Below are 13,188 nucleotides of genomic sequence, written 5' to 3' on the forward strand. Positions count from 1 at the left end.
ATCACGAAGTACTCAAACGATCGGACACTGGCCGACGTTGCCACAGACGTCTGATCAGGTTGATGCCATAAGCGATGCACAGCCCGCCGCTGGCATATTCGATCCACGCCTGGGCATTGCTGCGATCCACTTCAGGGTAAGACAGATGCGCGACGAACCATGAAAGCGCGAGCAGCCCGCACATCACGGCGTTGCCGAGCCACTTTTCGTGTTCCTGGTAGCGCCAGCCCGCGTAGGTGTCAGGCAGACCTTCTACGTTGAGCACCCAGTCATACCAGCCCTTATCAGCGTTGACGGTGATATGCGCAATGACGGTCTGACCTTCCTTGAGGTGGTCGGTGATTTGTTGCCAGGCCGATGATTCGGCGTATATGCGTCTTTTGCCGATGGTCATTCCCACGTCCGGTGCCTTGCGGTAAACACCTTGAACCCGGTTGACCTTCTCACGGGGTCGATGCTTTTCCATGACCATGGGCAGCAAGCCTGTAATGGCAATGAAGAAGAAAGGGACAAACCATTCCTTGGCGGTCAGCCACCCGAAGGCCATTGTCCAGAACAGCAACACGCTCGCGACAACAGCGCATGAGCCCAGCAATCGTCTGATGCAGGGCATGTGCTCATTCATCTCATAGGCGAGGCGGCGTCGCTCTTGTTTGGTGGTGCGCCGTTGGCCCAGGATCAGCGTCTCCTCGTCTTCGAGGCAGGGGCCTGGAATGCCGAACTTCCATTGAGCAGACACTCTCTGGGCTGTTTCGACACGCAGCGCTAAGGCTTCGATGTGGTAGTCGTCGTTCAAACGGATCACATACGCGCGCTTCTTGCCGCAGATGACTTCAGCGCGGTTGTTGCCTTCTTTTTTCAGGAATTTCAAGGCCAGTTCAGGCAGAAACACCGGCAGCTCGGCGATGCGGTCCATGCCAGTCTGGTCTTTCATGGTGCCGGTTTTTCGATGGCATCCGTTGATCAAGTGAACGTCGCGGTCGAACGTTTCCTTCGGATAGTAGAGAGCGAGTAAGCGTTGCTCCTCTATCGTTGCACAGCGCAACGGTTCATTACGGCGCAGCGCATTCAGCCTGAACTGGCAGGCCCAGATACCGCCGATGTAAAAAAGCAATGAAAGCGCCTGGAACAGCGTGATGCCAACGGAAAGCCAACCTGCCACGGAAACGTCCTTGTCCTGTATTGCCGCGATGTCCGATGCGCAGCGGTATTTTATGAAGCAGAAATGCCAGGTTTCGTCACAGACAATGACTTATGACGAACAACTGATCTCCAAATGCTTGCCCCACTCCGGTGGCCGCTCCGCATAACCCTCCATCCCCGGCTGCTCCTCAAACGGTTTGCTCAGCACCGCATGCAGTCGGCGTACCTCGGCGTAATCCCCTTGTTCCGCCGCATCAATAGCCTTTTGCGCCAGATAATTGCGCAGGATGTACAGCGGATTCACCGCGTGCATCCGCGCTCGGCGCTGCTCTTGATCGGCGTCGCCATCGCGGGCAACCCGGACGATGTAGCGCTCGCCCCAAGCATCAAAACCCTTGATGTCGACGAAATCGTCGCGCAAACGGACTACGGCTTGTTCGGCTGACTCTTCGCCAAGTCGGCGGAAAAACAGTGTGTAGTCGACGCCGCTGTTCTGCATCAGTTGCAGCAAGTCTTCCAGCAGCTTCTGGTCATCGTCTTCAGTCGTGGTGAAACCAAAGCGTCGGCGCATCAAGTCCAGGTAGTGCGCCTGAAACAGCGGCAGATACAAACCCAGCGTTTCGCGCAGGGCTTCGACACTGATAAACGGTGTCAACGCCTGCGCCAGCGCGCTGAGGTTCCATTGGCCGACCGGCACCTGATTGCTGAATGAATAACGGCCCTGATCATCTGAATGGTTGCAGATGAAGTTGGCGTCGAAATCATCGAGGAAAGCGAACGGGCCGAAGTCAAAGGTGATGCCAAGAATCGACATGTTGTCAGTGTTCATCACGCCGTGGCAGAAGCCGTAGGCCTGCCACTTGGCGATCAGTTCGGCGTTGCGCTCGACGATCTCGCGGAACATCGCCAGATACGGTTCCGGCTGCTCAAGGCATTCCGGAAAATGCATGGCCAGCACGTGCTCGCCGAGTTGCTTCTGCTGCTCCGGGCGCTTGGTGTAGTAGAAATATTCGAAGTGGCCGAAGCGGATGTGGCTCGGTGCCAGACGCAGCACCATCGCCGCGCGTTCCTGCTTTTCGCGCCAGACCGGGGTGTCGGAGCCGATCACGCAGGCTGCCCGCGAGGACGGAATGTTCAGCGCGTACAAGGCTTCGGAAGCGAGGAACTCGCGGATCGATGAGCGCAGCACCGCACGACCGTCGCCCATGCGCGAAAACGGTGTCTGCCCGGCGCCCTTGAGGTGCAAGTCCCAGTGCTCGCCGGCTGCGTTGTAGACCTCGCCCAGCAGCAAACCGCGACCATCACCCAATTGCGGCGTGTAGCCGCCGAATTGATGCCCGGAATAGACCATCGCGCGCGGCTCGGCATCGGCCCACAGTTTGTGGCCGCCAAACAGTTCGGCAAATTCCTGTGTTTCAGCGGTCGCCGGATCGAGATCCAGCAAGGCCAGGGCTGCCGGGCTGGCGACGACCAGGCGCGGATTGTCGATCGGCTCGGGCAGCACGTGGGCGGAGAACGCGTCGCCTAGGCGGGCGAAGCGATTGTCGAAGGTCAGTTCGTCGAGGGCTTTCAAGGGCCGGCTCCAGCAGAATGTCCGAGCATTCTGCTGGGAATAGACCGGTTAGTCGAGTTTGCTCGACGGCGGCTCTTGCAGCGGTTTTTGCTCGTCAGGCACCGCCACGATGGTTTTCGCGTCCGCCTCGATCGGCACCAACTTGTATTCCTGGCCGTGCAGGTTCTTCAGGTAAACCTCCATCTGGCGGAACGAGATGTTGATGTGCTGCTTCTTGAACTCGCGATTGATGAAGCGGTTGACCTCATCGAGCACCGGGTTACGGTCGCCAAGGTCGCGCACGTGCATGCGCAATTCGTGGTCGAGGGTGCTTTCGCCGAAGTTGAGGAAGTACACGTGCGGCTCGGGTTCTTTGAGCACGCGCGGGTTCTCGCGGGCAGCCTTGAGCAGCAGTTCCTTGACCAGATCGAGATCGGAACCGTAGTCGACGCCGAGTTTCAGCGTGACGCGGGTGATGGTGTCGGTCAGCGACCAGTTGATCAGTTGCCCGGTGATGAACGTCTTGTTCGGGACAATGATGTCCTTGCGGTCGAAGTCGGTGATGGTCGTGGCGCGGATGCGGATCTTGCTCACCGTGCCCGAGAGGTTGCCGATGGTGATGGTGTCACCGATCCGTACCGGGCGTTCGAAGAGGATCATGATGCCGGAGATGAAGTTGGCGAAGATCTCCTGCATACCGAAACCGAGACCGACCGACAGTGCCGCCACCAGCCATTGCAACTTGTCCCAGCTGACGCCAAGCGTCGACAGGGTCGAGACGAAACCGACACCGGCGATCACATACGACAGCAGCGTCGTGGTCGCATAGGCACTGCCCTGCGCCAGATTCAGCTTCGACAACACGAACACTTCAAGCAGACCCGGCAAGTTGCGCGCGAGGGCGAACGTGATGCCGATGATGATCAGCGCGCCGAGCATGTCGCCGATGCTGATCGGCACCATGCTCATGTTGGCGCCGGTGCCGCTGGTGTATTCGTAGAGGGTGATGTTGTCGAGGTACGAGAACACCGAAATCAGGTCCGACCAGACCCAGTACAGCGCGGCGATGAAACCGCCGAGCAGGGCCAGACGGATCAGGCGCAGGGACTGTTCGTTGACCTTTTCGATGTCCAGGGTCGGCTCTTCGATCACCGCTTCGCCGTCGCCGGCTTCTTTCGCCGCCTGACGTTTGGCCAGGGCGCGCTGATAGGCCAGGCGACGCGCGGCGACACTCAGGCCTCGGACGAAAGTCGCTTCGATCACCAGCCAGAACATCAGCAGGTACAGGGTGTTGATCAAGCGGTCACTGAGTTTCAGCGCGGTGTAGTAGTAACCGAAGCACACCGCCACAAACAGGGCGATGGGTAGCAAGGTGAACATCACGCCCACCACTTTACGGAACAGCGAGGCGTTTTCGTGGGCCGGGCTGCTGATCAGCAGACGACTGAGCAGCCACGCCATCAAGGCGTAGCAAATCAGCACCACCGGCATGCCCAGCACGTCGTCGGCCAATGCCGCCGGTTGCAATTCGGCCACGGCGACCACCGCCACCAAGGCCAGAACCACGAGCCCCAGTCGACGGACCCAGCCCTGGAGGAATTCGACCTGGGGTTTTTCCCAGCGAAAGTGCAGTTCCGCCACGCCGCCCGGCGCCAGGATCCGGTAAGCGGTGTAGAACACCAGCCACGCCTGACCCATTTGCAGGAGTGCCGCGCCCATGTTGGCGTTTTGTCCCCGGGCGTCGATCTGCAGGGCCAGACCACACAGCGCCAGACCCAAGGCTACTGGCATCGCCAGCAGAATATTGATCAGGATCGCCTGCGGCGTGTGCCATTGGCTGTCACGTTTGAAGTGACCAATGTCCTGGTGAACCTTGTTGAGTTTCCCGTAGAGACTTTTGCGACGCCACAGCAGCGCGCCGATCAGCAATGCCAGGGGCAGGAACAATAGCGGGCGCTGGGTCAGGCCGTCGGTCAGCTCACTCAGGCTGGATGCCCACGGCAGTGTGTCGACCTGCCGCTTCAGACGCTCCGGCACACCGCGCATCCACTCCACGTCCAGTGGCTTGTTGCTGGGGATCCAGAACATCTGCTCATCGAGGGTCGCGCGCAGGCTTTGCGCGGTGCTCAGCAGTTGTTTCTGATTGAGTTGCAGGGTGATCGATTCGTTGAGCACCGCGCTCAGTTCGCGGTTCAGGCGCTCCAGCAAGTCGGCGCGGGTATTGGCCAGATCGAGCAGGCTCTTGCGCAGTTGCGGGGTGATCTGTTCCGGCGGCTGGGTCGCCAGCAGGTTGTCGACGTAAGTCGCCGGGTTGCTGAGCAATTCGCGTTGCTGGCTGACTTCGAACTGATACAGACGAATGTCGGCGATCTGGTCTGCCAGGTCGCGGTCGACCTTGAGGCGCGGCAGGGCTTGTTTCTGTTTATAGAGAATCTTCGACAGCAGCAGGCTGCCCTTGAGCACGTTGATCTGCTCGTCGAGGGCCGAATCGCTCTGGGTCAGGGTATCGAGTTGCTGCTTGGTCTGCAGATTCTGCTGGGTGACTTCGTTGAGGCGGTCGGTGCTTTTCAGCAGGTAGTCGGAGAGCTTGAGGTTGGCCGTGCTTTCGCTGGCGAGCAGGCTGCTGCCGCCGGCCTTCTGCGCTTCGATCGATTGCTGGGTCACGGTTTCCTGCGATTGCGCCAGACGCTTCTGGTTGATCAGGGTCTGCAGTTCCTGAATCTCGCGGTCGAGGCGGTCGGACTTCTCCGAGAGCAAGTCATGCTGAGCATTGCCCAGATCCTGCAACTGGCTGTTGCCGGCCAGTTCCTGACGGCGCAGCGGGATCAGCGCATTCAGCGCGGCAAGCTCGGCGTTCAACTGGTCGCGCTGCTCGGCGCTGACGGTCTTGCCCGCGTCCTTGCCGGACTTGAGGATGTTGTTGATCTGCTGAATGCGCGTCTGGCTGGCGGAAATTTCCGCCTGCGCACGCTCCGGGCGGGTCTGCGCGGTGATGATCAGGCTGTTGGCGTCGGCCAGGGCTTTTTGCAGGTCACTTTGCTGGGTCGAGCGATCGGTGAGGATCTGCTCCAACTGCGGAATCGATTCGCGCGGGAAACGCTGCGCCACCGGCACCACGGCGGTGGCCTTGAGACGCGTCAGTTCGCGGGCGTTTTCGATGGTCTGCTTGGGCGCCGTCGCCAGTTGCTGTTTGAGATCGATCAGCTTCTGTTCGTAATCACGCTGGTTGTTCAGCTGATTGAGGGTGTTCTGCAGGACGGATTGCAGGGTCTTTTTGTCGGCATCCGGCAGTTTGCTGTCGGCAAGCTTGTCGAGGCTGGCCTGTACGGCTTCGCTGGACGGCGGTTCGGCGGCGTACAGCGGGCCGACAGTAAGACTCAGGCCCAGCAGGGCCGCGGCGAAAAAGGAGCGCAGGGTAGGCATAGAGACCGGTCAAGCAAGTGAGAGTGGACGCAGTTTAGAGGAAGAGTCCGGGGCCCGGGCGACTTCCTTCGGGGAATCTGACGCCCACTTTGCCAATCTTGTTCCCGTCCATGACCGCGACCGTCCAGTGGGTATTGTTCCACTCCACCTGGTCACCGACGATCGGTGCACCACCGACTTTATGGGCGATGAAGGTGCCCAGGGTCATGTCCGGATCAATGCCTTCAGCCGGCAACCCGTAAAGCGCTGCAACCGCTTTAAGCTGGGCGTCTCCTTCGAGCACGAAGTCGCCGAAGAAACGCAGATCGAGACCGCGTTGCGGCGCTTGGCTGAAGAGTTTTCCGAGCGCTGGCAAGTTGTGTTCATGGCCGATAACACACAGCAAATCATCGACTTCCAGCACCGTACTACCCGACGGATGGAGCAATTGCTGGCCACGAAACAGGGCCGCGATGCGCGTGCCTTCGGGCATTTTCAGCTCGCGCAGGGGCGAACCGATGCACCATTTCTCCGCGCCGAGCTTATAAACGAACAACTCCCACTCGCTGGTGACGTGAACTTCCAGCGCCGCCCGGGAAATCGGCGCCGGCTCCGGCGGTACCGTCACTTTCAACAGCTTGGCGACCCACGGCAGGCTCGTGCCCTGCACCAGCAGCGACACCAGCACGATGAAGAACGCGAGGTTGAAGTACAGCTGCGCATTCGGCAGCCCGGCCATCAGCGGGAACACCGCCAGAATGATCGGTACTGCGCCACGCAGGCCGACCCAGGAAATAAAGGCTTTCTCGCGACCGTGGAAGGCCTTGAACGGCAGCAGGCCGACCATCACCGACAGTGGCCGCGCAAACAGAATCATCCACAGCGCCAGGCCGAGGGCGGGCAGGGCAATCGGCAGCAAATCGTGCGGCGTTACCAGCAGCCCCAGCACCAGGAACATGCCGATCTGCGCCAGCCACGCCATGCCGTCGAGCATGTGCAAAATACCGTGACGGCTGCGCACCGGGCGGTTGCCGATGACCAGCCCGCACAGATACACCGCAAGGAAGCCGCTGCCGTGCAAGGCGTTGGTCAGGGCGAACACCACCAGACCGCCGGCAATGACCAGAATCGGATAGAGACCGTTGGCCAGATTGATCCGGTTGACCAATTGCAGCATGACCCAGCCGCCGCCGAGACCGATCACACCGCCGATACCGAATTCGCGGATCAGGTGCGTCAGCAGGCTCCAGTGCAGGCCGGTCTGGCCGCTGGCGAGCATGTCGATCAGGGTCACGGTGAGAAACACCGCCATCGGGTCGTTGCTGCCGGATTCGATTTCCAGGCTGGCCGTAACCCGTTCGTTCAGGCCTTTGCCGCCGAGCAGCGAGAACACCGCGGCGGCGTCCGTGGAGCCGACGATGGCGCCGATCAGCAGGCCTTGAATCAGGTTCAAGTCGAACAGCCATGCGGCCGCCATGCCGGTCAGCCCGGTGGTGATCAACACCCCGACCGTGGCCAGCGATAGCGCCGGCCATAACGCCACGCGGAAACTCGACACCCGCGTGCGCAAGCCGCCGTCGAGGAGGATCACCGCCAGTGCGAGGTTGCCGACCAGATAGGCCGTCGGGTAGTTATCGAAAATGATCCCGCCGCCATCGACCCCGGCGGTCATGCCGACCGCAAGAATAATGACCAGAATCGGAATGCCGAGACGGGAGGAGAGAGAACTGACGAGAATGCTTGCACCTACCAGCAACGCGCCGATCAAGAACAGGCTGTTGATGGTCGTCGCATTCAAAGGCACTACTCCAGAGACATAAAGACGGGCGCAAACTGACCATGCAGTCTGCGTGCCAGCGATTCTAACCTGTTGAAATGTGATGCTGTCAAAAAGCTTTTTGCGTTGGCATCACATTGAACGTTTGCCGAGTGATGACTGTGGCGAGGGGATTTATCCCCGTTGGGTGGCGAAGCCGCCCCAAATGCTGAGTGCGAGGTGTATCAGATACACCTCGCGCGAGGGATTTACGACTGCTGCGCAGCCGATCGGGGATAAATCCCCTCGCCACAAAGGAGTTTCTTCAGCAATTAGAGGCTGAAACGCCCAACCATGTTGTTCAGATCCAGCGCCAGCCGCGACAGCTCGTTACTCGCCGCGCTCGTCTGGTTCGCGCCGGTCGCCGATTGCACCGACAAATCACGAATGTTCACCAGGTTGCGATCCACTTCGCGCGCCACTTGCGCCTGCTCTTCGGCCGCGCTGGCGATCACCAGGTTGCGTTCGTTGATCTCGACGATCGCCGTATTGATTGTGTCCAGCGACATGCCGGCGCCACGGGCGATGTTCAGCGTCGATTCGGCGCGTTCGGTGCTGTTGCGCATCGAATCCACGGCGTGCTCGGTGCCGCTCTGAATGCTGCCGATCATCCGTTCGATTTCGCTGGTCGACTGCTGGGTGCGGTGCGCCAGGGCACGCACTTCATCCGCTACCACGGCAAAACCACGACCGGCTTCACCGGCACGCGCCGCTTCGATCGCCGCGTTCAGGGCCAGCAGGTTGGTCTGGTCAGCCAGGCCACGGATCACGTCGAGCACCTTGCCGATGTCACGGGACTCATTGGCCAGATCACCGATCAACGAGGCCGTGCTCTGCACATCGGCGCTCATGCGTTCAATGGCGCTGACCGTTTCCTGAACCAGATCACGACCGTCACCGGCCGACGTTGTGGCGTTCTTCGAGGCTTCCGACGTGCTCACGGCGTTGCGTGCGACTTCTTCCACGGCGCTGGTCATTTCATTGACCGCGGTGGCCGCTTGCTCGATTTCGTTGTTCTGCTGCGTCAGGCCGCGTGCGCTTTCATCGGTGACGCTGTTCAGCTCTTCCGCTGCCGACGCCAGTTGCGTGGCCGAACCGGAAATCCGCTGCAGGGTGTCACGCAGTTTCGATTGCATCTTGGCCATCGCCGCCAGCAGGCGACCGGCTTCGTCGCTGCCATCGACGTGAATCGGCTGGGTCAGGTTGCCTTCGGCGATGGTTTCCGCAGCGTCCAGTGCTTTGGAAATTGGCTTGGTGATGCTGGAGGTCAGCAACCAGGCGAAGAGGAAGGTCAGGCCGGTCGCGATCACCAGCAACGTCACCACCAGATCGAACGCCGACGAATACTGATCGGCTGCTTGCTGATTGGTCTCGCTGATCTGCTCGCCGTTGATCTGCATCAGGCGGTTGAGCACGGTGTTCATCGCTTCGGAATTGTTGAGCAACTCGGTGTTGAGCAGGTTACGCAGCTCGTCCACCTGATTGTTGCGCGACAGGCTTTTCATGCGGTCTTCGATCTGGCGGTATTGACCGAGCAATTGCACGTACTGGTCGTAGGCCGAACGTTCCTCGGGGCTGCCGATCAGTGGCTCGTAGGCCGTTTGAGCGGCGCGGATCTGCTGGTTGCGCATGTCCAGCAACTCAACGGTCTTCTGCTGCACGTCCGGTTCGCGGTTGACCAGCAAACGGTACGACAACACCCGCAGGCGCAGAGTCAGTTGGGTGAACTCGTCGAGGTTTTTGATGCTCGGCACGCTGCTCGACGAGATGTCCTCGGCGGCGCCGCGGATTTTGCTCATCTGGTTCAGGGCGAACACGCCAAGAATCAACATCAGGCCGCCGATCAGGGCAAAGCCAGTGAACGCCCGAGGGGCGATATTCATATTGCGAAGGGACATGTGCGGATACCAGGAAGGGCCGCGTCCATGCGGGCTGAAACTGCTGTATGGGTGACTTATCGGTCAGCCCAATGAACTCTTTAGTCCATGTGCGTATTTGTCGCAGACAGCCTTGATCGACGAAGTGCAGGAACAAGATCGGCAAATCACAGTCTTTAAAGCTCGCGGGAACGCTCGCCCGCCAGGAAAATCAAGGCCTTGCGCCGGTTTAACCCTGGCATCCGTGGTGACTTTTCTTTATCGTACGCGCCCTTTGAAAATGCCTGGAAGATCAAAATGTTGGAAGCATCCCTCAGCCAATTGGAACAGCTCGTCAGCGACCTGGTGCAACAGAACCAGACCCTCGCGCAAACCAACCAGAATCTGTCCACCGAACTGGCTCAGGCCAAGGATGAAAACGAAAGCCTGCAACTGAACCTGATGGAACAGGAAGAAAAGCACGGCGCCACCGCAGCACGCATTCAAGCCCTGGTTGATCGCGTCAACGCGGGTCCTGTCAGCGCATGAACCACCACACAGCAGGGGTAAAAGTCATCTCCATTCTCGGGGAGGACTATTCGATCAAGGCACCGGCCGGGGAAGAACAGACCCTGCTGGACGCGGCACTGATGCTCAAGGCCGCTTTGGCCGACACCAAACGCAAATATCCGACGCTGATCGGCGACCGCTTGCTGGTGCTGGCAGCGATGAATCTGTGTTCGCAGCAGATCGAAATGAAGAAGCTGCATCAGGAAGAACTCGACCGTTACCAAGAGCAAGTCAGCGCCACGGTCGACACCATCGCCAAGACTATCGGCCAGCAAGGCTGATGAAGGTAAAGGGCGCCTCTGGGTCAGGAGGCGTCACTATCTTCGAAGCAGGCAAATGATCATCCCTTTTCCCAAGTGGCGTATTTGACCCATAGGTGGCCGTCTTTTTGGTACCACACTGAGTCTGCCACGCTGATGTTTCCGTTCGAGTTTATGTAGTCACCCTCGCGTATAAGATTACTGAGCTCCTCGTGGGTAATTGAATGTGTGGTGGTGGAGGTTTCGCCAGTGTCCAAGGTAATTTGGACGAGATAATGGCTGCCGCTCACCTGAAATTCTTTTTTGACGACACTGTGTTTTTTTCCGGCGATCCTGACCTCGTCTCCAACATTCACAAATTTTAGAACGGCGTCGGTTTCCTGAGTGGTCAGTGGCTGTCAGGATTCCAATGGTTCGTCGTGCATGACGGCCCCTCTCTGCTTAATGCAATCGAGTTGTGCGTGCCCAAATTGGCACTTCTCAAAACATACCCAGCTATTCGATGCTTGTAACCTGTTAGATATGACAGGTTTTTCTTATTTGCATGCGAAAAGAGCTGCTGATTGAGATTGATTGTCTGCATCTTTGTATACAATCGGCACGACAGTTGCAGTGTTTCCGCCTCTTATCTCCTGGGGGTGCTCCATGCAGTTGTGGCGACGCAGTATTCAATGGCAGCTGATTCTCAGCATGGGCACCGCCCTGCTGGTCAGTATCCTGATTGTGGTTGGCATTTATACCCTGGTAGTCAATCGCCTCGCCCAGAGCTATCTGGTCGAGCAAGCCCTGCCGTCGAGCATCGAAGCGACGCGCAACGACATTGAACGTATCCTTGTTCAGCCGCTGACGGCGGCCAAAGATATTGCCAGCAACACCATGGTTCGCGACTGGCTCGCATCGGGTGAAGACAGCGGCAAAACAGCAGCCTTTGCGCAGTATCTGGAAGGCATCCGCGCCGAACACAAAGCGTTTACCGCTTTGATCATCGGCACCGATTCCAATCATTACATCACCGAAAAAGGCCTGGATCGCACCCTCAGTCGCTCCAAACCGGCCGATGCCTGGTTCTATTCTTTCCTCGACAGCAATCAGCCGCGCACCTTGAATATCGACAACGACGGTGCCACTGGAGAGTTGGCGCTGTTCATCGATTTGAAGGTCGAGCAGGCCGGCAAAGTGGTGGGTGTGGCGGGGCTTGGGCTGAGCATGAAAGAGCTCTCGGAGCTGATTCACAACTTCAGCTTCGGTGAGCGCGGCAAGGTCTATCTCGTGCGTTCCGACGGTTTGATTCAGGTGCATCCCGAAGCGCAGTTCAGTGGTAAACGCACCTTGACCGAGCAGATCGGCGCCAATGCAGCGCAGGCCGTCATGGGCCAGAAAACGGCGATCAGCAGCAGCTTCCAGAGGGATGGCGAAGACTTCCTCGCCTTCAGCCTGCCCTTGCGTGATTTAGGCTGGACCCTCGTGGCCGAAGTGCCGCAATCACAGATCTACGCCGAGGCCCGCAAAGCGATGTGGATGAGCGGCGGAATTGGTCTGGCGGTGGCGTTGGTGTGCCTCGCCCTGGTGGTGTGGCTAGCGCAAGGTCTGGTGCGGCCGATTCGTCAGGTAACAGCCGCGCTGGTAGCAATCGGTAGCGGTGGGGGAGATTTGACCCACCGGTTAGATTCCAGTCGCGCTGACGAACTGGGCGACCTCGCCCGGGGTTTCAACCGCTTTCTCGACAGTCAGCGCGGGATGATCGGCGAAGTGCTGGCCACCAGCGAGCGTTTGCGCACAGCTGTCGGGCAGGTGGCGAAAGTCGTCGAGAACACCGCAGAGCGTTCCGGTCGTCAGCAGGAAATGACTGACATGGTCGCGACGGCGGTTCATGAAATGGGCCTGACCGTGCAGGAAATCGCGCAGAACGCTGGCAACGCGGCGCTCGCCTCGCAAACTGCGCGAGATGAAGCGATGCAGGCGCGGGAAGTGGTCGGTGGCTCGATTCGGCATATTGAAAGCATGTCGGACGAGATTGGCTTGGCGGCAGGCGCGGTGGGTGAGCTGGCGCATCAAGTGGCATCGATCGACTCGGTGCTGGCGGTGATTCGCGGGGTGTCCGAGCAAACGAATTTGCTGGCGCTGAACGCGGCGATCGAAGCGGCGCGTGCTGGCGACATGGGCCGGGGTTTTGCCGTCGTCGCCGATGAAGTGCGCACCTTGGCGCGGCGCACGCAGGCGTCAACCGACGAGATTCAGCAGATGATCGGCAGCCTTAAACAGGGCGCGGAAAATGCCGTGTCGTCGATGCGCACCGGCCAGGCCGCGACGGGCACCGGGGTTGAGTCGAGCCAGCGCACCGGGGCTTCATTGACTGCGATTACCGGGCAGGTCGAGCGCATCAGCGACATGAACCATCAGGTGGCGACGGCGACGGAAGAGCAGTCGGCGGTGACTGAAGAGATCAACCGCAATGTGCAGGGGATTTCCGATCTGGCGCGGGCGACGGCGGGGGAGGTTCGCGCTTGTCGTGAGGATTGCCAGATGCTGCAGAAACTGGCGGATGATCTGGCGCGGCAGATGGGTGGGTTCAGGTTGAGCTGAGTGTTG

General features: G+C 59.4%; 8 protein-coding genes and 1 pseudogene. 3 read left to right on the top strand and 6 right to left on the bottom strand.

Going from position 1 to position 13,188, the window contains the following annotated elements:
* Position 1: 1 nt before the first annotated feature.
* The 6 genes and pseudogenes from EJA70_RS04575 to EJA70_RS31335 form a co-directional block, all read right to left on the bottom strand.
* A complete protein-coding gene (locus EJA70_RS04575) occupies positions 2-1,162 on the bottom strand; it encodes a hypothetical protein (protein WP_158829944.1) in 1,161 nt (386 codons plus the stop codon).
* Positions 1,163-1,252: 90 nt separating this feature from the next.
* Positions 1,253-2,716, bottom strand: a complete 1,464-nt coding sequence (gene selO, locus EJA70_RS04580) for a protein adenylyltransferase SelO (protein WP_158829945.1) — start codon at positions 2,714-2,716, stop codon at positions 1,253-1,255.
* A 48-nt stretch (positions 2,717-2,764) separates the two neighbouring features.
* Positions 2,765-6,118, bottom strand: a complete 3,354-nt coding sequence (gene mscK, locus EJA70_RS04585) for a mechanosensitive channel MscK (protein WP_158829946.1) — start codon at positions 6,116-6,118, stop codon at positions 2,765-2,767.
* 34 nt (positions 6,119-6,152) lie between these two features.
* On the bottom strand, positions 6,153-7,895 hold the full coding sequence (locus tag EJA70_RS04590) for a potassium/proton antiporter (protein ID WP_158829947.1): 1,743 nt from the start codon (positions 7,893-7,895) through the stop codon (positions 6,153-6,155).
* A 290-nt stretch (positions 7,896-8,185) separates the two neighbouring features.
* On the bottom strand, positions 8,186-9,058 hold the full coding sequence (locus EJA70_RS31330; protein ID WP_371042268.1) for a methyl-accepting chemotaxis protein: 873 nt from the start codon (positions 9,056-9,058) through the stop codon (positions 8,186-8,188).
* A 30-nt stretch (positions 9,059-9,088) separates the two neighbouring features.
* Positions 9,089-9,811: pseudogene (locus EJA70_RS31335) on the bottom strand (MCP four helix bundle domain-containing protein); the annotation flags it as partial.
* A gap of 276 nt (positions 9,812-10,087) precedes the next feature.
* On the opposite strand from EJA70_RS31335, the gene EJA70_RS04600 reads away from it, so the two are divergent.
* From EJA70_RS04600 to EJA70_RS04610, 3 genes are all read left to right on the top strand, one after another.
* Positions 10,088-10,318 (top strand): hypothetical protein, encoded by a 231-nt coding sequence (locus tag EJA70_RS04600; RefSeq protein ID WP_008077586.1) that lies wholly within the window; start codon positions 10,088-10,090, stop codon positions 10,316-10,318.
* Entirely contained in the window at positions 10,315-10,620 is a 306-nt protein-coding gene (locus EJA70_RS04605; RefSeq protein ID WP_008077585.1) for a cell division protein ZapA, read from the top strand. The genes EJA70_RS04600 and EJA70_RS04605 overlap by 4 nt, the downstream gene beginning before the upstream one ends.
* A 624-nt stretch (positions 10,621-11,244) precedes the next feature.
* The gene (locus EJA70_RS04610; protein ID WP_158829949.1) at positions 11,245-13,182 is read left to right on the top strand and encodes a methyl-accepting chemotaxis protein; all 1,938 of its coding nucleotides are present in this window, start codon (positions 11,245-11,247) and stop codon (positions 13,180-13,182) included.
* The last annotated feature ends 6 nt before the right edge of the window (positions 13,183-13,188 follow it).

The sequence above is a fragment of the Pseudomonas sp. PB103 genome, assembly GCF_009764635.1.
In the GTDB taxonomy this organism is placed as follows: Bacteria; Pseudomonadota; Gammaproteobacteria; order Pseudomonadales; family Pseudomonadaceae; genus Aquipseudomonas.